Here is a 21158-nt window from a genome sequence, read left to right as displayed (position 1 = left end):
AGCCTTCACCAAAATCGAGAATTTCAATGCGTTGTACGCCATTTGCATCGGGTTGTCGATCACGAAAATATGCGCCTTGAAGGGAGTGGCTTTATGCCAGAATTGCCTGGTAATGAATTTTGACTCCTCTTTGCTATTGTTTGCGACCGCTATCAGCACTGTTGTCGCCTTCGTAGCATCGGCAGCCTATTGGCGTCTGAGGCAGCGTTCAATCTCCATTGGCGCCAAACTGGATCAGGTTTCCTTGGCATTACGCAGCGTCCAGGCAAGTGACCCGGTTACCGGTGTCTTCACACCTAAATGGTTTGACGAGGAACTTGAAAAAGCATGCTTGCGATGCGACGCATCAGGCAATCCAGCGTGCGTGTTGTACTTGGATATCGATCATTTCCGTTCGACCAATGATGCTTACGGGCGAGTTGCCGGTGATGTGGTTCTCAAAGAAGTAGCGAGGCGCATCACATCGGCCCTCAAAACAGGAGGCTCGGTAACACGGCTTGTTGGCAATGAATTTGCAGTGCTGGTCGAGCTGCCACTAGAAGGTGCCAAAGCGGTGGCAGCAAGTCTACTGGCGAGGCTTGCGATGCCAATTGCACTCCGGGTGGGCAAGGTCAGACTGACCTGCTCGATTGGTATTGCTGCCTATCCAAGCCAAGGGTCGAGACGCAACATCGTTGAAAAAGCTTCGGCAGCCATGCGCACTGTCAAGCTGCAAGGTGGAGATGGGTTTGCCGAGTACGACCAACAGGCCGCTGATGGGAGACGCGAGTCCGCACGGTTGTTGCATGATTTGCGTTGTGCCGTCGAACGAGACGAGCTGGAGCTTTTTTACCAGCCTAAAGTCGATGCCCATACACTTCAGATCACTGCCGTTGAGGCGCTAGTGCGATGGTGCCACCCACAGCTTGGCATGATCAGCCCAGATCGGTTTATTGGTCTGGCAGAGCGTTATGGGGTGATTCAAAGCATTGGGCGTTGGGTGATCGAAGAGGCATGCCGGCAGGCAAAAACGTGGCGAGATCAAGGTTTGCGCATGAGAATTGCCGTCAACATCTCAGGTCATCAGATGCATCAGGATGACTTCATAGAGCACCTTGAAGCGGTGCTGATACGTACCCAAACGCCGCCGTCACGATTTACCTGTGAGATCACCGAATCAATCGCAATGGAGGACACATTGGCGACGGTGCAGACCTTTCGTCGCCTTGGCATGCTAGGCGTTCATGTATCCATTGATGATTTCGGTACTGGCCATTCCAGTCTCGCTTCGCTTAAGCGACTACCGGCTGGGGAGTTGAAGATTGACCGCGCCTTTGTCACTGACCTCGGCGTCAGTGAACACGCGGAGTTCATTGCCAATATGATCGTGGAAATGGCACATGCCCTTAACCTGAAGGTAGTCGCCGAAGGGGTTGAAACCCAAAAGCAAAGAGATATGCTGGTCAGTATGGGCTGCGATGAGTTGCAGGGGTATTTGTTCGCCAAACCGATGCGTGCCCATGACCTGGGCTTGTGGGCAGCGCGGGATCCTGGCGACGCAGAGCAACTGTTCCGGCCGTCGCTATTCTCTGAAACGTCAGTGGCTCGGCTGGAATGACCGTCTTTCCCAGCATCTGTTGAGTTTTCTGCCCTTTCAAACCGGAGGTCGGTTCTGTCGCCCGGCGCGACCTGGAGATTCGCGGCCCCGGCGAGTTTCTGGGCGCACGCCAGTCGGGTGCGGCGATGTTGCGCTTTGCTGATCTGGCAACCGACACCGCGCTGCTGGCCTGGGCGCGCCGCTGGGCGCCGGTGATGCTCGATCAGCATCCGGCGCTGGCCGAGAAACACGTGCAGCGCTGGCTGGGCGGCAAGGCGGAGTTTTTGAAGGCATAGCAGCCGAAGGCTTGCCTATTTAATATGAAGAACTGGGCTGTAGCCCACGTCGATATTGCGCCTTTCGCGATTTAATTGATAGCAATTCAGGCGGTTGCTATTCCTGATGCAGGACCCTGTGCCGGCCCTTTGGCATCGCGCCGATGAACCGCTGCCCTGTATATCTTGTCGCGAGAGTGGAATCGATTGCGCAGGGCTGGATGGTCGCTGAAGCCCAACCACGCCTCGGTGATGGGCTGCTTAAAAGCTTGGCGATCATTAGAGATGCTGATCTGCCTGCCAGATTGCCGACATTGGGTGCTACGGTTTCCCACTTGATTGATACAGGCGTTAAGTAAAGGGGTGGCGGGTTGCTTGCTGTTCAACAAAGGATTCGTTTACATACACTTTCTCAACGGCAAAACTTGTTGCGTTTCCTTCTGGAAGAAGACGGAGGGTGAAAGTTGGTTGTCGGGCGAAATGGACTTGCATTAGCACCTCTGGCAAACCAAAGGTGTGCTGGACGTGAGTCGCCCAAGATTGCATCAATCACGCTGCACTCGTTATCAACACGGTGACGGTCACAGCGGTCGGAACAAACTTTGCCAGTGGGAACCGCCGCTGTGCCCGCCTACTTTGGGGTGGGGCTATTACAGCCCAAGCGCTTGGCAGTCACGCATTGCTTCGCACAGCCGACTTCAAACCGCGCAGTCAAGCCAGGAATTCAGCGTTTCCCAACACCCGTTTACAACTGATAATGGCTGCTTTTTTTAAGTATTTTTCGCTGATGGATTCTGCTGCGGCAGAGGGAGCACAGCACATCATCCATGCACAACGCCCATCCTGTTTACCGGCCCGACATTGACGGCTTGCGCGCCATCGCCATTTTGTCGGTCGTCATTTATCACGCATTCCCCACCCACCTCCGTGGCGGCTTCGTCGGGGTTGACGTCTTTTTCGTCATTTCCGGCTTCCTGATTTCCAGCATCATTTTCCGGAGCCTGCAGCGAGGCGACTTCAGTTTTGGCGAGTTCTACGCCCGCCGCGTCAGGCGCATCTTCCCGGCCCTGATCCTCGTACTGGCAGCGTCGTACACCATCGGCTGGTTCGTGCTGTTGCCAGACGAATTCAAGCAATTGGGCAAGCACATGGCCGCTGGCGCCGGCTTCGTCCAGAACATTGTGCTGCACCAGGAGGCAGGGTACTTCGATACGGCCTCCGAACTAAAGCCGCTAATGCACCTCTGGTCTTTGTCAATTGAAGAGCAGTTTTATCTGGTCTTCCCCCTGCTGATCTGGGGTGCCTGGCGACTGGGTTTGAACGCCCTGAGCGTGGCGCTCCTGTTGATCCTTCTGTCGTTCGGCTTGAACCTCGGCGGCATCGAAAGAAACGCGACCAAGGTGTTTTTCATGCCGCATACCCGGTTTTGGGAGTTGCTGGCGGGGTCGGTGCTGGCGTATGTGCAGCTGTTCAAGAGCGCGCCGTTGGCCTATTGGCTGCAACGCTGTGTCTTCCATCCCCTTGTTTTTCGGCACCCGCCTGCTGCCGAACGCCGTGACGCGATCCTGAACAATTTGCTCGCGTTTGGCGGCCTATTGCTGATCGTGGCAGCCGTTTTTGGCTTGCACAAAGGCAAGCTGTATCCGGGCGGATGGGCCTTGTTTCCGGTGCTAGGCGCCTGCCTGCTCATTCTGGCCGGGTCGGGCGCCTGGGTGAACCGCAAGATTTTGGCCAATCGATGGGTTGTTTTTGTCGGGCTGATCAGTTACCCGCTCTACCTGTGGCACTGGCCGCTGCTGTCATTTGCCCGCCTCATGGAAGGCGAAACGCCTTCGCGCAACATCCGGATGGCAGTGGTCGCGTTGAGTTTTGTGTTGGCCTGGCTGACTTACCGAATGCTTGAGCGACCGCTACGCAGGGGCGAAAAAACTTGGCGAACAACCGCTGTTTTGTGCGCCTTAATCTCCCTCGTCGGATGTGTGGGTTACATGACCTTTAAACATGATGGATTCAGGTTTCGTTATCAGCAATTGACGGCCAACAATGCTCAGTTTGATTGGGGATCGAACAATGGAAACGCTGGCTGCAAAGAATCCTATCCAGATTTTTCAACGTCTTACTGCGCAAAATCGAAACCAACAGAACCCACAATTTTCTTAGTGGGTGATTCACACAGTAATCACTTGTACCCGGGATTGGCGGAAGTAACCCTTCCAACCAGAGACACTGTTTTGCATCTTTCGGAGCATTCATGCGTGCCATTTTTTGATGTAACCACAGCGATACAGGGGCAGCCTGTTTTTTGCACTCAACTTCGCAATCGTGCACTGGAATTGGCGGAGAACATCGAGTCTGTTCGTACTGTGATCCTTGCAGCCAGATGGCCCATCTACATTTCCGGAAAGGATTACAGCCCTCACGTGGAAGTTAAAAAGCACTTAGCTATCAATCTAACAGGCAATTCTGAAATTACCAACTCGTCGGCTGTTTTTGAAATAGCGATGAAGGCAACCATTGAGCGATTGTTAGCAAAAAATAAAACGATTATTTTTGTACTTGATGTGCCTGAACTTGATTTTGATCCCAAGTCGTGCGTCGACAACCGACCTGCGCGCTTGACTAACCGAATTAAGCAACCCTGCGCAGTACCGCGACAAGAGTTCGATGATCGCAACCGCGACTATCGGAGCCTAGTTCGTTCCATTCTAGAAAAATATCCACAGATCAAGGTGTTCGATGCTGCCACGGAACTGTGCGATCTCCAGTGGTGCTGGGCCATGAAGGACAATCAGATGTTGTATCGTGACAATAACCATTTATCCGTGCAAGGCTCGCTTTTTATCGCGCGTGGACTGGCGAAGATGATTCAAAAGCAGTAGATTGAATAGAAACTACGTTTATTCATTGGCAGAGAAAATGCAGGCTATTCCGAAACGGTTGTATTGTTGACGCCCAAAAACGAGGTGAGCGTGCCACCTATTTTTGAGCGTTTCGCATTGACCGCTATCGCCCCAGAACCACAAAGCGGCGTATGCTCGTTCCCCATGCTGCGCCTGACCCAAGCCTCCAACCTGGCGATTGCCACGCTGTGGGCTGACGCGCTCGTGGTGGAAGGCATCGCCGCCAGTGTGCAACGCCAGTATCTGGCTGGCGTGGCAGGCCAATTGCCGCCGGACCAGTGCCTGCCGGAGGTCTGGATTCATCATCCGGCCCAGGAGGCACGGGCGCGCGAACTGCTGCATCACTTGCAGCATGTGCCGCAACATCGCTGGCTCTGTACTTGCGGTGAACTGGTGGAAGGCGGCTTCGAGCAGTGCTGGAACTGTGCGGCCTGGATGCCGCGGTGATCTCTGACGGCCCGCACGCTTCACAGGCTGAATGACCAAAAATAACTCCATGTCCCCGGCACGCATTGTTCTCCTGACCGCGCTGGCGATGCTGGCGTTTGCCGGCAATTCGCTGCTCTGCCGCATCGCGCTGAAGCAGACCGCTATTGACGCCGCCAGCTTCACCACGATCCGCCTGATTTCGGGCGCGTTGATGCTGGGGCTGCTGCTGCGATGGCGCGGCCGCAGCGCGGTCGTTGGCGGCAACTGGCCGTCGGCGTTCGCCTTGTTCGTCTATACGGCGGGCTTTTCCTTTGCTTATGTCCGTCTGTCGGCGGCCACCGGTGCGCTGCTGTTGTTTGGTGCGGTACAGGCCACGATGATCGGTTATGGCGTGTGGCGAGGTGAGCGTTTGGCCCGGCTACAGCTCGCTGGTTTTTTGCTGGCACTGGGCGGGCTGGTGGGCCTGATGCTGCCGGGTCTGGCGGCGCCGCCACTGGTCAGTGCCTTGTTGATGCTGGGTGCGGGCCTCGCCTGGGGCATTTACTCCCTGCGCGGCAAGGGCGCGGGCGATCCGACGCAGGTGACGGCGGGGAATTTCCTGCGCGCCGTCCCGATCACGGCGGCTTTGAGCCTGCTCATGGTCAACGAGCTATCAATCGACCGTGCCGGGGTGGGGTATGCGGTCTTGTCGGGCGCGCTGACTTCCGGCCTGGGTTACGCCATCTGGTACCAGGCCTTGCCCGCCCTGAAAGCCACGCAGGCGGCGATCGTGCAGCTCAGTGTGCCGGTGCTCGCCGCCGTGGGCGGTATTGTCTTGCTGGGTGAGCCCATCAGCTGGCGCATGGCGTTGGCGTCCGGCGCCATTCTTGGCGGCATTGCCCTGGTCATCCTTGAGAAGAGGCAGACAAACGCCATCAGTGGCAAAACGGATGGTCTGAAGGATTAGTGCGGCTGCCGGCCGCCAAGGTGAATTAGACTGTCGCTGTCGTAGCTACTGGCAGCCAAGCACTGCAACCCTGATGGCCTCCGAACCCGTGAATCCCCTTGCAACTGGCGTGACCGCCGAGCTGTACAAGGCCGCCATTGGCCCCGAAGGTCAGGACTACTACCTGCGTCATTTTCTCAAGTTCGATGCCGACGGCAAGACGAGCGCAACCTGGCACTGGCCCGCCTATTGGGCCACGTTTGGCTGGCTTGTTTTCCGCAAGATGTGGAGCAGGGCGCTGGTCTATGCGGTGGCCTTGCTGGGGCTGGCCCTGATGATTTTTGGCGTCGGCAAGCTGGCGTTCAGCTATTCCGATGCCACGGCGCTGATGCTGTTCCTGCTGTTTCTCACGGTTGCATTTGTGCTGCCCGGCCTGTATGCCAATGCCTGGTACTACACCGATTGCAGCAAGAAGATTTCTGCCGCCCTGCGCAACGCCGCCACGGTGAAGGAGGCCTGTGAGGCGCTGTCCGGGCAGGCCAGCACGAGGCGGCGGATGGCCGGTGTGGCCGCGGTCAACGCAGCGGCCCTGGCGCTGGTTGCGGGCGGGGTGAACTTTGTACAGGACTTCGGTCAGGGGGGTGTTCCTCTGGCGCAGACGAAGCTGGACGCGCCGGCAGCCGGCGATCTGGCGGTTGCGGCGCAGCCGGCGCTGGCAGTGGTCAGCATGGCTGTGCCCGAGGTACAGACCCAGCCGGCCTCGGCGCCTGTTACGGGGATCAGCGCATCGGCCAGCGCCGCCAGTCCGGCAGTCACTGAAGAGTTGACGACGAAGGTGGCGCTGTCGCCAGCGTCTCTGACGCCCATGCCTCCCGAGCCAGTTCGGATGGCAGTCACCAACACCGACAAACCCGTCAGTACCACTGCGCAAGACAAACCCGTTGTCTCGGTAGCCAGTGCCGGCACAGATGAAAAACCAAAGGCAACCAATGCCACGCACAAATGGTTCGTCCAGGTGGGAGCCTTTGCCAAGGATGTGAATGCGCAGAACGTGCGGACGAAAGTTGAAGCGATAGGTCTGCCGTCAGCGGCAGAACCGTCTGACACGCCGGCCGGGCGGCTGATCCGGGTCCGGGCGGGGCCGTTTGACAGCAAGGGCGAGGCCGAGAAGGCTGCCCTTCAGATCAAGGCGCTGGAATTGCCGGCGGTATTGGTCAGGCAGTAGGCGTCGCCGGCTTCAACTCTTCAATTCTTCAGCGCTGGCCGATTCGCACGTCGCCAAAAATGGTTGCCGCTTCCCGCGGCAGGCAGCGCCAGTACGGCGGGCTGGCCGTCACTGTGCCGTCCAGCGCGGCAGCCGCTTCCCAGGGCCAGCGCGGCTTGTAGAGAATCGCCCGGGCCACGGCGATCAGGTCGGCGTCGCCGGCCTGCAGGATGGCCTCTGCCTGCTGGGGGTTGGTGATCAGGCCCACGGCCATCGTGGTCAGGCCGGATGCCTGGCGGATCTGACGCGCAAAGGGCACCTGATAAGCCGGGCCGATGGCTATCTTTTGCTGCGGCGACACCCCGCCCGATGACACATGGATGAAGTCACAGCCCATGGCTTTCAGGCGACGCGAAAGTTCCACTGTCTGGTCGAGGTCCCAGCCGCCATCAACCCAGTCGGTGGCCGATACCCGCATCCCCAGCACACCGTCAAAGACCTGGCGCACAGCGGCAAATACTTCCAGCGGAAAGCGCACGCGGTTGTCGAAGCTGCCGCCGTAGTTGTCGCTGCGCTGGTTGGCCAGGGGCGAGAGGAACTGGTGCAGCAGATAGCCGTGCGCGGCGTGCAGTTCGATGGCATCAATGCCCAGGCGGTCAGCCCGCTGCGCGGCGAGGACAAAGGCATGGCGAATCTGCACCATCTGCGCAACGGTCAACTCGGTGGGCGGCGGCTCGCTTGGCAGCTGCGGCAAGGCCGAAGGGCCCAGCGGCTGCCATCCGCCCTGCTCGGCGGACAGCAATTGCCCGCCGTGCCAGGGCGCCGCGCTTGACGCCTTGCGCCCGGCATGCGCGAGCTGGATGCACACCGGCATGGGGGGCGCCAGCTTGCGGGCGCGCTTCAGGGTGTCGCCCAGCGCCTTTTCGGTACGGTCGTCCCACAGGCCCAGACAGCCGGGTGTGATGCGACCCTCGGCCGTCACGGCCGTGGCCTCGATGGTGAACAGGGCCGCCCCGCTGTTGAGCAGGCTGGTCCAGTGCGCCAGATGCCAGTCGGTCGCCTCGCCGTTGACGGCGGAGTACTGGCACATGGGGGCGATGACAATCCGGCTGGCCAGCGCCAGGCCACCGCGCGGGGACGATAACTTCAAAGGGGAAAACAGTTGACTCACGGTGGGTTTCCTCAAGGTGTGGGCATGTGTCTCTGGTGTCTTGGTCAGCGAGCAGTCAAATTGTGTCACGTCAGTAGGGGCTCGAATCTGGCCGCCAAACTCAACCGTGGAACAATGGGCAGCATCATGAAACACCTTGCTTCAAAGCTCCTTGGTCTTGCCGCCCTTTCGGTGCTGTTGGCGCAGCCCGTCCTCGCGGAGTTGCCCCAGCGTGACCTGACGGTCGAATTGCGGCAGGTGCAAGACGCGACGGGCCTCACGGTCAGCACGCAGTCACGCGAGCCCATGCTCGCGCCGCAGCAGATCCGGGTGCGCAATGGCGCCAAGGCCAGCCTGCGCCTGGGGCAGTCGATGCCGATGCAGTGGGTGCAGGCCGCCAGCGCCAGGGGCACGGTGGTCAATGCGGTGACGTGGATGGATGCCGGTCAGGGCCTTACGGTCCAACCACGCTGGCCCGGCGCGAAACAACCTGTCACGGTGGAGATCGAGGTGCAGTCGGCCGCGGTTGGTGATCGCACCGGCAGCGAGCTGCCGACCCAGTCACGCAGCCAGCTGGCCACCACGGTCAGCGCGCCTCTGGGGCAATGGGTCACGATTGCGACGACTGGCGGCAGCGCGCAACCCGGGGTCTACAGCAGCGCGGCGGTAAGTGAGTCACGGCAGCTGATTCAGCTTCGGGTATTGGCGCCGTAAGCTGTTTTTCTGCGGCGTTGAATGCCACAATGACACCATGACACTGACCGAACTCAAATACATCGTCGCCGTCGCCCGTGAGCGGCATTTTGGCAAGGCGGCTGACGCCTGCTATGTGTCGCAGCCGACGCTGTCGGTCGCCGTCAAGAAGCTGGAAGAAGAGCTGGACGTCAAGCTGTTCGAGCGCAATGCAGCTGAAATTACGGTGACGCCGCTGGGGGAAGAAATCGTGCGCCAGGCCCAGAGCGTGCTGGAGCAGGCAGCCAACATCAAGGAAATCGCCAAACGCGGCAAAGACCCGCTGGCCGGGCCGCTCACGCTGGGCGTGATCTACACCATTGGCCCCTATCTGCTGCCCGATCTGGTGCGCCAGATGATTGCGCACACGCCGCAAATGCCGCTGATGCTGCAGGAAAACTTCACCGTCAAGCTCCTTGAGATGCTGCGCACCGGTGAAATTGACTGCGCCATCCTGGCCGAGCCTTTTCCGGATGCCGGGCTGGCCGTCGCCGCCCTGTATGACGAACCTTTCCTTGCCGCGGTGCCGATCAATCATCCGCTGGCGGCGCAAGACTCGGTCACGACCGAAGAACTCAAGCGCGAGACCATGCTGCTGCTGGGCAGCGGTCATTGTTTCCGCGACCACGTGCTGGAGGTTTGCCCGGAGTTCTCGCGGTTTTCCAGCAATGCCGAGGGCATCCGCAAGAGCTTTGAAGGCTCCTCCCTGGAGACCATCAAGCACATGGTTGCCGCCGGCATGGGTGTCACTTTGGTGCCGCGCCTGAGCGTTCCCAAAGAAGCGCTGCAGGCCAAGCCCCGGCGCAAGCGCGATGAAGATCCCTATGTCAAATACCTGCCGTTTGTGGGGGACCCGCCGACCCGCCGGGTGGTGCTGGTGTGGCGCCGCAGTTTCACCCGTTACGAGGCCATTGCGGCACTGCGCAATGCCATCTACGCCTGCGAGTTGCCTGGCGTGATTCGCCTGTCCTGAGGGGGTGGGCCGTGAGCGCACTTCGACCTCGCGTCGCGCTGTACCTTGATCTCATTCGCTGGAGCCGCCCGGCCGGGTGGCTGCTGCTGCTGTGGCCGACCTTGAGTGCGCTGTGGATCGCCGCGCACGGTTTCCCCGGCTGGCATTTGCTGGCCGTGTTCGTGCTGGGTACGATCCTGATGCGAAGCGCGGGCTGTTGCGTCAACGACGTGGCCGACCGTGAGTTCGATCGGCACGTCAAACGCACGGCCGGTCGCCCGGTGACCACCGGCGCGGTGTCGGTGAAGGAGGCGCTGCTGCTTGGTGCGGTGCTGGCGCTGCTGGCGTTTGCGCTGGTGCTCACCACCAACGCCGCCGCCATCGGCTGGTCATTCGCCGCGCTGGCGGTCACGCTGGTCTACCCGTATGCCAAACGTTTTGTCTCCATGCCACAGGCGGTGCTGGGCGTGGCGTTCAGCTTTGGTATTCCGATGGCCTTTGCCGCTGTGCAGTCCAGGGTGCCGCTGCTGGCCTGGGTGCTGTTGCTGGGCAATCTGTTTTGGGTGCTGGCCTACGACACCGAGTACGCCATGGTGGACCGGGACGACGACCTGGCCATCGGCATGAAAACATCGGCCATCACGCTGGGGCGGCTGGACGTGCCGGTGATCATGCTCTGCTATCTTGTTTATATGGCTATTTGGGCTGTAGCCCTCGCAGAATATGCGCTTGATGCTATGTTTTATATAGCGCTTGTACTCGCGGCGGCGCAGGTGGTGTGGCATTACACCCTGATCCGCACGCGTGCGCGCGCGGGTTGTTTCAAGGCGTTCCGCCTCAACCACTGGCTCGGGTTCACCCTTTTTGCGGGCATTGCCGCAAGTTATGCCCTGAAATGAAAAAGCCGCCTGTGGACGGGCGGCTTGTGTTGGTCCAGGCAGCAATTCCTGGATGCTGCATTGGCGACCCGGCGGTCAGATTTTCTTTTTGACCGCTTTCTTCGTGGTCCTGGGCTTTGCTTTCGCTTTCGCTCTCTTTTTGGGCTTCGCCTTCGCCTTGGACGTTGACTTTGACTTGGCAACCGCCTTGGCCTTGACTGCACCTTTGGCATGAGTGGCTTTTTTCTCACTCTTGACCTGCGTTGCGGTCTTGGCGGCAACGGGGGTGGAGATCACGGCCAGGGGCATGGCGATCAGGGCGGCGCTGATCAGCGCGGAAAACAGTTTCTTCATCAATGAGTCCTTTGGGGTGACGACGTGTCGCATGCTCGCTGGCGGATGGCCGCAGATCTGCCGTTTTTCAACGCGCTGCTGCCGGCGCCCGTTGACGGCCTGCTGGTGATCGGCTGACTTTCAGGCGTCGCCGAATTCATCGCCCAGTTCTTGCGCCCGGCGGCGCGCCGCGTGCATGGCCCGGACAAACTGGGCCTTGATGTTGTCGTCTTCCATGCTTGAGATGGCGGCGTGTGTGGTGCCGCCCTTGGATGTGACGCGCTGGCGCAGTATTTCGGGCGCCTCGCCGGAACTGCGTGCCAACTCGCCGGCGCCAATGAAGGTGGCCACCGCCAGTTGGCAGGCTTGCGCGCGGGACAGGCCCATGTCGGTGCCCGCGTCCATCATCGCTTCCATGAAATAGAACATATAGGCCGGGCCCGAGCCGGACAGGGCGGTGACCGCATCCAGCTGGTCTTCTGTTTCCAGCCAAAGAGACTCGCCGGTGGTGGCGACCACCTGGCTCACCCATTCCCGGTCTTCGGCCGTCACTGCGGGTCGCGCAAAGAGGCCGGTGATGCCTTTGCCAATCAGGGCTGGCGTGTTGGGCATGGCGCGCACCACCCGCTCGGTGCCCACCCAGCGTGCAATGCTGTCGCTTCGGATGCCGGCGGCGACGCTCAAATGCAGGGCATCTTTGGTGTGAGGTCGCACTTGCAGCGCGGCTTCCTTGAAGGTCTGGGGCTTGACGGCCCAAATCACCATGGCTGCCCCGGCCAGAAATGCACCGGACTGGGCCTGCGCCACGATGCCATAGAGGTTCTTCAGCTTTTCCTGGGCCTCGGCAAACGGCTCCACGACGTCGATGTGGTCCGGCGCGAAGCCCTGGCCAATCAAGCCGCCGATGATGGCGCTGGCCATGTTTCCGCCGCCAATAAATGCAATGCGCTTGCTCATGAATGTTCCCGCAGGTAGGTCGCCAACAACAATGTGGCCAAGCCCTTGAGTCTAATCAAACGTCTGACCCACGCCGTACCGGGGCAGGCAAACCGCGACGGCGCAAAGCGACACCGCTGGTGCTACAGCACCGTCTGCCTGACTGCGTGCTCCCACCGTTCCATCAGTTCCCGGGCGCGCTCGGTGGCGAGCGTGGGCAGGAAGCGCCGCTCGGATCGCCACAGATGAGTGAGTTCATCCGTGCTGTGATAGACCCCGGTTGCCAGGCCGGCCAGGTAGGCGGCGCCAAGCGCGGTGGTTTCTGTGACTGCTGGCCGGACCACCGGAATGCCGAGCAGATCCGCCTGGAACTGCATCAGAAGGTCATTGATACTGGCGCCGCCATCGACCCGGAGTTCGGCCACGGTGGCGCCGCCAGCTGCCACTGCGTCACGGCTCATGGCCTGCAGCAGGGCGGCGCTCTGAAAAGCAATGCTTTCCAGCGCGGCCCTAGCGATGTGCGCCACGGTGCTGCCGCGGGTCAGGCCGGTGATGCTGCCGCGGGCGTCCGGCTTCCAATAAGGCGCACCCAGTCCGGTGAAGGCCGGCACCACGATCACGCCGCCGGAGTCAGGCACGCTTTGGGCCAGTGCCTGCACCTCGCCGCTGTTCGGAATGGCGTGCAGGCCATCGCGCAGCCATTGCACCACGGCGCCACCGACAAACACGCTGCCCTCCAGGGCGAATTCGGTCTGTGCCGTGGCTTGCGCGGCGCTGGTGGTGATCAGTCCGTTGTGTGAGGTTTCGCACTTCTGCCCGGTGTGCATCAGCATGAAACAACCGGTGCCATAGGTGTTCTTGACCATGCCGGCCTTGAAGCAGGCCTGGCCGAACAAGGCGCTTTGCTGGTCACCCGCCACGCCGCCAATCGGAATGGCGTGGCCCAGCAGGTCGGGGTGGATCTCGCCATACAGCGCGCTGGAGGGCTTCACAGAAGGCATCATGCTGGCCGGAATGTCCAGCGCCTGCAGCAGCTCGGGGTCCCACTGGTTGGTGTGGATATTGAACAGCATGGTGCGTGACGCGTTGCTGACGTCGGTGGCGTGCACTGCGCCCCCCGTGAGGCGCCAGATCAGCCAGCTGTCAACCGTGCCAAAGGCGAGTTCGCCATTGGCTGCCTGCTGCCGGGCGCCAGGCACGTGGTCCAGAAGCCATTTGAGCTTGGTGCCGGAGAAGTAGGCATCGACCAGGAGCCCGGTTTTGGCCTGGATCATGCCGGCCAGGCCGCGTTCGCGCAAGGTGACGCAGGTGGGCTCGGCGCGGCGGTCCTGCCAGACGATGGCATGGTGAATCGGCACGCCGGTGGCCCGGTTCCAGACGATGGTCGTTTCACGCTGGTTGGTGATCCCAATCGCGCGTACGTCACGGGCCTGGATGCCTGCCTTGGCCAGGGCGTCGCGCGCGGTGGCGAGCTGGGTACGCCATATTTCCTGCGGGTCGTGTTCTACCCAGCCGGGTTGCGGGTAGATCTGCGCCAGCTCCTGCTGCGCCTGTGCCACGATATGCCCGGCGGGATCAAAAACAATGCTGCGTGAGCTGGAGGTGCCCTGGTCCAGGGCGAGCAGGTAAGTCATGGATGCCTCATATAGTGGCGAATAATACTTGCCTCTGCTAAAAGAAACATTCAATGATTCCGACTTATGCCCACACTGCCGACGCCTCTGCTCACCGAACGAAATGAGCTAATCGCGCGACTGGCCGCGAACCGTCACTATGACATTGCGATTGTGGGGGGCGGGGCTACCGGCCTGGGTGTGGCGCTGGACGCCGCGGCGCGGGGACTCAGTGTGGTGTTGGTGGAGTCCCATGATTTTGCCAAGGGAACCTCATCACGTTCCACCAAGCTGGTTCACGGCGGTGTGCGCTATCTGGCACAGGGCAATATCGGCCTGGTGCGCGAGGCGCTGCATGAACGCACGACGTTGCTGCGCAATGCGCCGCACCTCGCGCAGCCCTTGTCGTTCATCATGCCGTCTTATCGATGGTGGGAGACGCCTTTCTACGGGATGGGGCTCAAGATGTACGACGCGCTGGCAGGCAAGGCCGGCCTGGGAAAGACCGAATTCCTGACTCGCGACGAAACCCTTGCCCTGTTGCCAACGGCGCAGCCGAACGGGCTCAAGGGCGGGGTCAGGTATTGGGACGGCCAGTTCAACGATGCGCGGCTGGCGCTGGCATTGGCCCGCACTGCTGCAACCCACGGCGCCCTGTTGGTGAACTACTGCCGCGCGGTCGATCTTGTGCATGAGGCTGGGCGGCTCGTGGGGCTTGTCTGCGAAGACACGGAGACCAGCAAGCAATACCGGATCAATGCCCGGTGTATCGTCAACGCCGCCGGCGTCTGGGTGGATGAGCTCCGGCAAAAAGACGGGAGGGTCAATGGGGAGGGCGCCCGCGACCTCGTCAAACCCATGGTGGCACCCAGTCAGGGCGTCCATGTCGTGGTGGACCGCGAATTTCTGGGGTCTGATGTCGGCCTGATGGTGCCCAACACGGCGGATGGACGCGTTTTGTTCGCTGTGCCGTGGCTGGGGAAAGTCATCCTTGGTACCACCGATACCCCGCGCAAAGACTTGCCGCGCGAACCCCTGCCGTTCCGGGAAGAGGTGGATTTCATCCTGAATGAGTCCGCCCGCTACCTGCGTCGTGCGCCGGTCCGCGCAGATGTCAGGAGTGTCTGGGTTGGACTGCGCCCACTGGTCAAACCCCCTGACGATGACGGGGAAGGCACCAAGGGGTTGAGTCGCGAACACACCGTTCTGGTCAGTCGCAGTGGCTTGGTGACGGTCACCGGCGGCAAGTGGACAACTTACCGCGCGATGGCCGAAGATGTGCTGACGACATGCCTCGAAAAGTCGCTGCTAGACGGGCCTAAAGACAGTGTGACTGTTCACTTGAAGCTCATCGGGGCAGATTCATCAGAACTACACGGACATTCGATTTGTCAGTTACCCGGCCTGCATTCTTATGGTGACGAGCAGTCTGTGGTGCTGAATTTGCCGGGCGCCAGTACGACGCTCGCTGATGGCCTGACTGAAGCCATGGTTCGATTCGCTGCCCGTTTTGAGTACGCCATTCACGTGGAAGACGTCCTAGCGCGACGATCCCGACTCCTTTTTCTGGATGCACGACTGGCAAGTTCCCTGGCTGTTCGGGTGGGCGAGATCCTGCGCCAGGAAACAGGTCTGGACCCGCAAGTCGAAGCCTTTCAGGAGCTGGCGCAACAATATTTGCGCTTGCCCGAATAAATGCGGTTGACGGTCGGTCCAAAGTCATGCATAATTGTGGGCTTCGCTTGAAAAAGTATGAAGTGTCTGCCCAAAGAATGTAATGTGAGTGGTTCATGTTACGGACGACGGGCCCAAGACTGACTGGAAAGTTGTTAGGCGTTGGCTGCAAGGCTGGTGTTTGATGCTTCTGGTGCAAGTTGGGAAAAATTGAAATGATCCAAGCTGAATCTCGATTAGAAGTTGCCGACAATACCGGCGCCAAATCCGTTCTGTGCATCAAGGTGCTCGGCGGGTCCAAGCGTCGCTATGCAAGCGTTGGTGATGTCATCAAAGTTAGTATTAAAGAGGCTGCTCCGCGCGGTCGCGTCAAAAAAGGCGAGATCTACAGTGCGGTAGTGGTACGTACGGCCAAGGGTATTCGTCGTAGCGACGGCTCACTGGTCAAATTCGATGGCAATGCGGCAGTGTTGCTGAATGCCAAATTGGAGCCAATTGGCACCCGTATCTTCGGCCCAGTGACGCGTGAGTTGCGCACTGAGAAGTTCATGAAGATCGTGTCCCTGGCTCCTGAAGTTTTGTAAGGACGCGCCATGAACAAGATTCGCAAAGGCGACGACATTATCGTGCTCACGGGGCGCGACAAGGGTAAGCGCGGCAAGATTGCCTTGCGCAAAGACGACTCCTACGTGCTCGTCGAGGGCGTCAATGTAGTGAAAAAGCACACCAAGCCAAATCCCCTCAAGGGTGCGGTTGGTGGCATCGTTGAAAAGTCCATGCCAATTCATCAGTCCAACGTAGCCATCTTCAATGCTGCTACTGGTAAGGCTGATCGTGTTGGTATCAAGCTGGCGGCTGACGGTAAGCGTGTTCGCGTTTACAAGTCTAGCGGCGAAGAAATCAAGGTGGCATAAGCATGGCTCGTCTGCAACAACACTATCGCGAAAAACTGGCGCCAGAGCTGATGGCCAAGTTTGGCTACACATCTCCGATGCAGGTCCCGCGTCTCACCAAGATCACCCTGAACATGGGTGTGAGTGAGGCCGTGGCCGACAAGAAGGTCATGGACCACGCAGTCAGTGACCTGACCAAGATCGCTGGCCAAAAGCCCGTTGTCACCATGTCCAAGAAGGCCATTGCTGGCTTCAAGATTCGCGAGAATCAGGCAATTGGTTGCATGGTTACCCTGCGCGGCGTCCAGATGTTCGAGTTCCTCGATCGCTTCGTGACGGTGGCTCTGCCGCGTGTCCGCGACTTCCGTGGTATCTCTGGTCGGGCATTTGATGGTCGCGGTAACTACAACATCGGCGTCAAAGAGCAGATCATTTTTCCTGAAATTGAATACGACAAGGTTGATGCCTTGCGTGGTCTCAATATCAGTATCACCACAACGGCCAAGACCGATGAAGAGTGCAAGGCACTGCTCACGGGTTTCCGTTTCCCGTTCAAGAACTGAGGTGACCTGTGGCTAAGATGGCTTTAATACAGCGCGAAATCAAGCGCGACAACCTGGTTGCCAAGTACGCAAAAAAACATGCGGAATTCAAGGCAATCGCAAACGACGCAAAGCGCAGCGATGAAGAGCGTGCTGCAGCCCGCCTGGGTCTGCAAAAGCTCCCACGCAACGCGAACCCGACACGTCAGCGCAATCGTTGCGCCATCACTGGACGTCCCCGTGGTACGTTCCAGCATTTTGGTCTGGCGCGTGCAAAGATTCGTGAAATGGCTTTTGCAGGGGAAATCCCCGGCATGGTCAAGGCCAGCTGGTAAGCGGTAGGAGACATAGATATGAGCATGAGTGATCCCATCGCCGACCTGTTGACACGTATTCGCAATGCGCAGATGGTGGCAAAAACCACTGTCAGCGTGCCCTCTTCCAAAGTGAAGGTGGCGATTGCACAGGTGTTGAAAGACGAAGGCTATATTGACGGTTTCAAGGTGAATGCCAAGGATGGCAAGCCTGAATTGGAAATCGCCCTGAAATATTACGCTGGACGGCCTGTGATTGAGCGCATTGAGCGCGTCAGTCGTCCTGGTCTGCGCGTTTACCGTGGCAGTGATGCCATTCCGCAAGTTCAAAACGGCCTGGGTGTGGCAATTGTCACAACCCCTCAGGGCGTCATGACTGATCGCAAGGCGCGCGCTACCGGTGTCGGTGGTGAAGTGCTCTGCTACGTCGCCTAAAGCGTGACATTGAGGAGAAATAGAAGATGTCCCGTATAGGAAAAATGCCCGTCGCCGTTCCGGCCGGTGTGGATGTGTCAATCAAGCAAGACCAGATCAGCGTCAAAGGCTCTGGTGGAACCTTGTTCTTGACCCAGAATGCTTTGGTCAAAGTAACCACTGATGCTGGCGCGCTGAGTTTTCAGCCTGCCAACGACTCCCGTGAAGCAAATGCCATGAGCGGCACCATGCGTCAGCTGGTGAACAACATGGTGGTCGGTGTGACCAAGGGTTTCGAGAAAAAGCTGAGTCTCGTTGGTGTGGGCTACAAAGCTCAGGCCCAGGGCGCGAAGCTGAATCTGACGGTGGGTTACTCCCATCCGGTTAACAAAGACATGCCAGCTGGCATCACCGTTGCAACGCCCACTCCCACGGAAATCGTGATCAAGGGTGCGGATCGTCAGCGGGTGGGCCAAGTGGCTGCCGAGATCCGTGCAATTCGTCCTCCCGAGCCCTACAAAGGCAAGGGTATCCGTTATTCGGACGAAAAGATCACGATCAAAGAAACCAAGAAGAAATAAGGAGCTGCAACATGTTGACCAAAAAAGAACAGCGTCTGCGCAGAGCTCGTCAAACCCGCATTCGTATCGCCACTCAAGGTGTCGCACGTCTGACGGTAAATCGCACCAACTTGCATATTTACGCCAGCGTTATCTCTGGCGATGGCGGCAAGGTGTTGGCAAGCGCGTCAACTGCAGAGGTTGAAGTGCGCAAGGCATTGGGCGGTTCGGGCAAAGGTGGCAATGTTGCCGCTGCCCAAGCTATTGGCAAGCGTCTGGCTGAAAAAGCCAAGGCGGTTGGTGTTGAGAAAGTTGCGTTTGATCGTGCAGGCTTTGCGTACCATGGCCGCGTGAAAGCGTTGGCAGATGCAGCGCGTGAAGCTGGCTTGCAGTTCTAAGCAGATCGGAAATTAAGATGGCTAAAGTTCAAGCGAAAATGCAGGGTCGGGCTGAAGGGCCTGAAGATGGCCTGCGCGAGAAGATGATCGCGATCAATCGCGTTACCAAGGTGGTCAAAGGCGGCCGTATTCTTGGTTTCGCGGCTCTGACCGTGGTCGGTGATGGCGAAGGCCGTGTTGGCATGGGTAAAGGCAAGTCCAAGGAAGTGCCTGCAGCTGTGCAAAAAGCGATGGAAGAAGCCCGTCGCAACATGACCAAGATCTCGCTCAAGAACGGTTCGATCCACCACAAGGTGATGGGTCAGCACGGTGCTGCTGCAGTCATGATGGCGCCAGCCCCCAAGGGTACCGGCATCATTGCTGGTGGTCCTATGCGCGCGGTCTTCGAAGTTATCGGCATTACTGACATCGTGGCGAAAAGCCATGGGTCGACTAACCCGTACAACATGGTTCGCGCCACGCTGGATGCCCTGTCGCATGCGACGACCCCGTCGCAAGTGGCGGCCAAGCGCGGCAAGACCATTGAAGAACTCTTCGTTTAATCAGGAGTTTTACACATGACAACAAAACAAACAGTCAAAGTGCAACTGGTTCGTAGCCCTATCGGCTGCCAGGAATCGCACCGCGCCACCGTTCGTGGACTGGGTCTTCGCAAAATTCGCAGCACAAGCGAGTTGGTCGATACGCCCGAGGTCCGTGGCATGATTAACAAGATCAGTTATCTGATCAAAGTGCTCTAAGAGGTTGATGATGGAACTCAATGGCATCAAGCCCGCTGACGGTGCGAAGCACTACAAGCGTCGTGTCGGTCGTGGTATTGGCTCAGGCATCGGAAAGACTGCAGGTCGCGGTCACAAGGGTCAGAAGTCTCGCGCAGGTGGCTATCACAAGGTTGGTTTTGAAGGCGGTCAAATGCCTATGCATCGCCGTCTGCCAAAGCGCGGTTTCAAATCCCATCTGTTGAAGTTCAATGCTGAAGTGACTCTGGGTGCGCTGGAGCAGCTCGGTGCCGCTGAGGTGGACTTGGTGACCCTGAAGCAGGCTGGTTTGGTGGGTGAGCTGGCCAAGGTCGTCAAAATTATCAAGACGGGTGAGTTGACCAAGGCCGTGAAACTCACGGGCATTGGGGCAACAGCCGCTGCCAAGGTCGCCATCGAAGCGGCCGGCGGAAGCTTGGTTTAAGCCGGTAATTGAAAGATTTCACAAGTGGCAACTAACGCGGCTCAACTGGCAAAGACTGGCAAATTCGGCGACCTTCGGCGCCGGCTTGTCTTCTTGCTGCTCGCGCTGGTCGTGTACCGTGTGGGCGCGCACATTCCTGTTCCAGGTATTGACCCCGCGCAGTTGGCGCAGTTCTTCAAAGGTCAGCAAGGTGGCATTCTGGGCATGTTCAACATGTTCTCTGGTGGTGCTTTGTCCCGCTTTACTGTTTTTGCGTTGGGGATCATGCCGTATATTTCGGCTTCGATCGTCATGCAATTGCTGACTTATGTGCTTCCTGCTTTCGAGCAGTTGAAGAAAGAGGGCGAGGCTGGTCGGCGCAAGATTACACAGTACACGCGCTACGGGACGCTTGGTCTTGCCCTGTTTCAGTCGATGGGTATCGCGATTGCGCTGGAAAGTTCGGCAGGGCTGGTGATTGACCCGGGTTTCGGATTTCGCATGACCGCCGTCGTGACTTTGACTGCTGGAACATTGTTCCTGATGTGGTTGGGTGAACAGATTACAGAGCGCGGTTTGGGAAATGGTATCTCGATCCTGATTTTTGCTGGTATCGCGGCGGGTTTGCCGAATGCGATCGGGGGATTGCTTGAATTGGTCCGTACCGGTGCGATGAGCATCATCATCGCCCTGTTCATCGTCGTTCTGGTAGCTCTCGTCACGTTCTTTGTCGTGTTTGTCGAACGTGGACAGCGAAAGATTCTGGTGAATTATGCAAGGCGCCAGGTTGGCAACAAGGTATATGGTGGGCAGTCGTCGCACCTTCCCTTGAAGTTGAACATGGCGGGTGTCATTCCTCCGATCTTTGCGTCATCGATTATTTTGTTACCGGCGACGGTGGTAGGGTGGTTCAGTGCAGGTGAGTCGATGCGCTGGTTGAAAGATATCGCCAGTTCGTTGTCTCCAGGACAACCCATCTATGTGATGTTTTACGCCGCTGCGATCATATTTTTCTGCTTTTTTTATACCGCATTGGTATTCAATAGCCGCGAAACAGCAGACAACCTGAAGAAGAGTGGTGCGTTTATCCCAGGTATTCGTCCGGGAGATCAAACGGCCAAGTACATCGACAAGATTCTGCTTCGCTTGACGTTTGCAGGTGCAATCTATATCACGCTGGTGTGCTTGCTGCCGGAGTTCCTTATCCTGAAGTACAACGTACCGTTCTACTTCGGCGGCACTTCACTTTTGATCATTGTCGTCGTGACTATGGATTTCATGGCGCAGGTTCAGAATTAC

General features: G+C 58.7%; 24 protein-coding genes and 1 pseudogene. 21 read left to right on the top strand and 4 right to left on the bottom strand.

Going from position 1 to position 21158, the window contains the following annotated elements; translation table 11 throughout:
• Positions 1–112: 112 nt before the first annotated feature.
• The 6 genes and pseudogenes from Q7T10_RS16605 (at position 113) to Q7T10_RS16580 (ending at position 7330) form a co-directional block, all read left to right on the top strand.
• Complete coding sequence (locus Q7T10_RS16605) at positions 113–1597, top strand: bifunctional diguanylate cyclase/phosphodiesterase (protein ID WP_304750405.1); 1485 nt, start codon at positions 113–115, stop codon at positions 1595–1597.
• Between the two features lie 56 nt (positions 1598–1653).
• Positions 1654–1872 (top strand): annotated as a pseudogene (locus tag Q7T10_RS16600) (ATP-dependent DNA helicase RecG); the annotation flags it as partial.
• Between the two features lie 806 nt (positions 1873–2678).
• A complete protein-coding gene (locus Q7T10_RS16595; protein ID WP_304750403.1) occupies positions 2679–4730 on the top strand; it encodes an acyltransferase family protein in 2052 nt (683 codons plus the stop codon).
• Positions 4731–4895: 165 nt separating this feature from the next.
• On the top strand, positions 4896–5198 hold the full coding sequence (locus Q7T10_RS16590; protein ID WP_304750402.1) for a DUF2007 domain-containing protein: 303 nt from the start codon (positions 4896–4898) through the stop codon (positions 5196–5198).
• A 49-nt stretch (positions 5199–5247) separates the two neighbouring features.
• A complete protein-coding gene (locus Q7T10_RS16585; protein ID WP_304750401.1) occupies positions 5248–6126 on the top strand; it encodes a DMT family transporter in 879 nt (292 codons plus the stop codon).
• Positions 6127–6199: 73 nt separating this feature from the next.
• The gene (locus Q7T10_RS16580; RefSeq protein WP_304750399.1) at positions 6200–7330 is read left to right on the top strand and encodes an SPOR domain-containing protein; all 1131 of its coding nucleotides are present in this window, start codon (positions 6200–6202) and stop codon (positions 7328–7330) included.
• A gap of 28 nt (positions 7331–7358) precedes the next feature.
• Here the strand turns inward: Q7T10_RS16580 and Q7T10_RS16575 are convergent, their stop codons facing one another.
• On the bottom strand, positions 7359–8480 hold the full coding sequence (locus tag Q7T10_RS16575; RefSeq protein ID WP_304750397.1) for an NADH:flavin oxidoreductase/NADH oxidase: 1122 nt from the start codon (positions 8478–8480) through the stop codon (positions 7359–7361).
• Positions 8481–8606: 126 nt separating this feature from the next.
• Between Q7T10_RS16575 and Q7T10_RS16570 the strand changes: the two genes are divergently transcribed.
• Genes Q7T10_RS16570 through ubiA form a run of 3 tightly spaced genes read left to right on the top strand, consistent with a single transcriptional unit; the run spans position 8607 to position 11042 of the window.
• A complete protein-coding gene (locus Q7T10_RS16570; protein ID WP_304750396.1) occupies positions 8607–9173 on the top strand; it encodes a hypothetical protein in 567 nt (188 codons plus the stop codon).
• A gap of 37 nt (positions 9174–9210) precedes the next feature.
• Positions 9211–10164, top strand: a complete 954-nt coding sequence (locus Q7T10_RS16565; protein ID WP_304750394.1) for a LysR substrate-binding domain-containing protein — start codon at positions 9211–9213, stop codon at positions 10162–10164.
• An 11-nt stretch (positions 10165–10175) separates the two neighbouring features.
• Complete coding sequence (gene ubiA / locus Q7T10_RS16560) at positions 10176–11042, top strand: 4-hydroxybenzoate octaprenyltransferase (RefSeq protein ID WP_304750393.1); 867 nt, start codon at positions 10176–10178, stop codon at positions 11040–11042.
• A gap of 75 nt (positions 11043–11117) precedes the next feature.
• Here ubiA and Q7T10_RS16555 read toward each other — a convergent pair whose 3' ends face one another.
• The 3 genes from Q7T10_RS16555 to glpK all read right to left on the bottom strand — a co-directional run bounded on the left by Q7T10_RS16555 (position 11118) and on the right by glpK (position 13924).
• Positions 11118–11375 carry a hypothetical protein gene (locus Q7T10_RS16555; RefSeq protein ID WP_304750391.1) on the bottom strand — a complete coding sequence of 86 codons (258 nt, stop codon included), beginning with the start codon at positions 11373–11375 and terminating at the stop codon, positions 11118–11120.
• 120 nt (positions 11376–11495) lie between these two features.
• A complete protein-coding gene (gene proC, locus Q7T10_RS16550; protein ID WP_304750390.1) occupies positions 11496–12311 on the bottom strand; it encodes a pyrroline-5-carboxylate reductase in 816 nt (271 codons plus the stop codon).
• 122 nt (positions 12312–12433) lie between these two features.
• Positions 12434–13924 carry a glycerol kinase GlpK gene (gene glpK / locus Q7T10_RS16545; RefSeq protein ID WP_304750389.1) on the bottom strand — a complete coding sequence of 497 codons (1491 nt, stop codon included), beginning with the start codon at positions 13922–13924 and terminating at the stop codon, positions 12434–12436.
• 66 nt (positions 13925–13990) lie between these two features.
• Here glpK and Q7T10_RS16540 point away from each other — a divergent pair, with 66 nt between their 5' ends.
• From Q7T10_RS16540 to secY, 12 genes are all read left to right on the top strand, one after another.
• Entirely contained in the window at positions 13991–15598 is a 1608-nt protein-coding gene (locus Q7T10_RS16540) for a glycerol-3-phosphate dehydrogenase/oxidase (protein WP_304750387.1), read from the top strand.
• A 194-nt stretch (positions 15599–15792) separates the two neighbouring features.
• Positions 15793–16161, top strand: a complete 369-nt coding sequence (rplN, locus tag Q7T10_RS16535) for a 50S ribosomal protein L14 (protein ID WP_114972526.1) — start codon at positions 15793–15795, stop codon at positions 16159–16161.
• A gap of 9 nt (positions 16162–16170) precedes the next feature.
• Complete coding sequence (gene rplX / locus Q7T10_RS16530) at positions 16171–16491, top strand: 50S ribosomal protein L24 (RefSeq protein WP_304750385.1); 321 nt, start codon at positions 16171–16173, stop codon at positions 16489–16491.
• Positions 16492–16493: 2 nt separating this feature from the next.
• Complete coding sequence (gene rplE, locus Q7T10_RS16525; protein WP_296445536.1) at positions 16494–17033, top strand: 50S ribosomal protein L5; 540 nt, start codon at positions 16494–16496, stop codon at positions 17031–17033.
• 8 nt (positions 17034–17041) lie between these two features.
• Positions 17042–17347 (top strand): 30S ribosomal protein S14, encoded by a 306-nt coding sequence (rpsN, locus tag Q7T10_RS16520; RefSeq protein WP_304750384.1) that lies wholly within the window; start codon positions 17042–17044, stop codon positions 17345–17347.
• An 18-nt stretch (positions 17348–17365) separates the two neighbouring features.
• Positions 17366–17761, top strand: a complete 396-nt coding sequence (gene rpsH / locus Q7T10_RS16515) for a 30S ribosomal protein S8 (RefSeq protein WP_304750383.1) — start codon at positions 17366–17368, stop codon at positions 17759–17761.
• Positions 17762–17787: 26 nt separating this feature from the next.
• The gene (gene rplF / locus Q7T10_RS16510; RefSeq protein ID WP_304750382.1) at positions 17788–18321 is read left to right on the top strand and encodes a 50S ribosomal protein L6; all 534 of its coding nucleotides are present in this window, start codon (positions 17788–17790) and stop codon (positions 18319–18321) included.
• Between the two features lie 11 nt (positions 18322–18332).
• Positions 18333–18698, top strand: coding sequence for a 50S ribosomal protein L18 (rplR, locus tag Q7T10_RS16505; protein WP_296697847.1), 366 nt, complete (start codon positions 18333–18335; stop codon positions 18696–18698).
• Positions 18699–18715: 17 nt separating this feature from the next.
• Positions 18716–19240 (top strand): 30S ribosomal protein S5, encoded by a 525-nt coding sequence (rpsE, locus tag Q7T10_RS16500; protein ID WP_304750380.1) that lies wholly within the window; start codon positions 18716–18718, stop codon positions 19238–19240.
• Between the two features lie 15 nt (positions 19241–19255).
• Entirely contained in the window at positions 19256–19438 is a 183-nt protein-coding gene (gene rpmD, locus Q7T10_RS16495; RefSeq protein ID WP_304750379.1) for a 50S ribosomal protein L30, read from the top strand.
• A 10-nt stretch (positions 19439–19448) separates the two neighbouring features.
• On the top strand, positions 19449–19880 hold the full coding sequence (rplO, locus tag Q7T10_RS16490) for a 50S ribosomal protein L15 (RefSeq protein WP_304750377.1): 432 nt from the start codon (positions 19449–19451) through the stop codon (positions 19878–19880).
• Between the two features lie 24 nt (positions 19881–19904).
• On the top strand, positions 19905–21158 hold a 1254-nt coding region (secY, locus tag Q7T10_RS16485; protein ID WP_304750376.1), incomplete at its 3' end, for a preprotein translocase subunit SecY.

The sequence above is a fragment of the Rhodoferax sp. genome (genome assembly GCF_030646845.1).
In the GTDB taxonomy this organism is placed as follows: Bacteria; Pseudomonadota; Gammaproteobacteria; order Burkholderiales; family Burkholderiaceae_C; genus Rhodoferax.
This window is presented reverse-complemented; position numbering and strand designations above follow the sequence as displayed.

Excerpts from the sequence above, each read along its gene's own strand:
- rpmD (WP_304750379.1), top strand. The coding sequence starts at position 19,256 with ATGACAACAAAACAAACAGTCAAAGTGCAACTGGTTCGTAGCCCTATC.
- proC (WP_304750390.1), bottom strand. The coding sequence starts at position 12,311 with ATGAGCAAGCGCATTGCATTTATTGGCGGCGGAAACATGGCCAGCGCC.
- Q7T10_RS16580 (WP_304750399.1), top strand. The coding sequence starts at position 6,200 with ATGGCCTCCGAACCCGTGAATCCCCTTGCAACTGGCGTGACCGCCGAG.
- rplN (WP_114972526.1), top strand. The coding sequence starts at position 15,793 with ATGATCCAAGCTGAATCTCGATTAGAAGTTGCCGACAATACCGGCGCC.
- rplF (WP_304750382.1), top strand. The coding sequence starts at position 17,788 with ATGTCCCGTATAGGAAAAATGCCCGTCGCCGTTCCGGCCGGTGTGGAT.
- rpsE (WP_304750380.1), top strand. The coding sequence starts at position 18,716 with ATGGCTAAAGTTCAAGCGAAAATGCAGGGTCGGGCTGAAGGGCCTGAA.
- Q7T10_RS16585 (WP_304750401.1), top strand. The coding sequence starts at position 5,248 with ATGTCCCCGGCACGCATTGTTCTCCTGACCGCGCTGGCGATGCTGGCG.
- Q7T10_RS16570 (WP_304750396.1), top strand. The coding sequence starts at position 8,607 with ATGAAACACCTTGCTTCAAAGCTCCTTGGTCTTGCCGCCCTTTCGGTG.
- Q7T10_RS16555 (WP_304750391.1), bottom strand. The coding sequence starts at position 11,375 with ATGAAGAAACTGTTTTCCGCGCTGATCAGCGCCGCCCTGATCGCCATG.
- rplO (WP_304750377.1), top strand. The coding sequence starts at position 19,449 with ATGGAACTCAATGGCATCAAGCCCGCTGACGGTGCGAAGCACTACAAG.
- rpsH (WP_304750383.1), top strand. The coding sequence starts at position 17,366 with ATGAGCATGAGTGATCCCATCGCCGACCTGTTGACACGTATTCGCAAT.
- Q7T10_RS16565 (WP_304750394.1), top strand. The coding sequence starts at position 9,211 with ATGACACTGACCGAACTCAAATACATCGTCGCCGTCGCCCGTGAGCGG.
- Q7T10_RS16595 (WP_304750403.1), top strand. The coding sequence starts at position 2,679 with ATGCACAACGCCCATCCTGTTTACCGGCCCGACATTGACGGCTTGCGC.
- rplR (WP_296697847.1), top strand. The coding sequence starts at position 18,333 with ATGTTGACCAAAAAAGAACAGCGTCTGCGCAGAGCTCGTCAAACCCGC.
- Q7T10_RS16540 (WP_304750387.1), top strand. The coding sequence starts at position 13,991 with ATGCCCACACTGCCGACGCCTCTGCTCACCGAACGAAATGAGCTAATC.
- Q7T10_RS16590 (WP_304750402.1), top strand. The coding sequence starts at position 4,896 with ATGCTGCGCCTGACCCAAGCCTCCAACCTGGCGATTGCCACGCTGTGG.
- rplX (WP_304750385.1), top strand. The coding sequence starts at position 16,171 with ATGAACAAGATTCGCAAAGGCGACGACATTATCGTGCTCACGGGGCGC.
- rplE (WP_296445536.1), top strand. The coding sequence starts at position 16,494 with ATGGCTCGTCTGCAACAACACTATCGCGAAAAACTGGCGCCAGAGCTG.
- glpK (WP_304750389.1), bottom strand. The coding sequence starts at position 13,924 with ATGACTTACCTGCTCGCCCTGGACCAGGGCACCTCCAGCTCACGCAGC.
- Q7T10_RS16605 (WP_304750405.1), top strand. The coding sequence starts at position 113 with ATGAATTTTGACTCCTCTTTGCTATTGTTTGCGACCGCTATCAGCACT.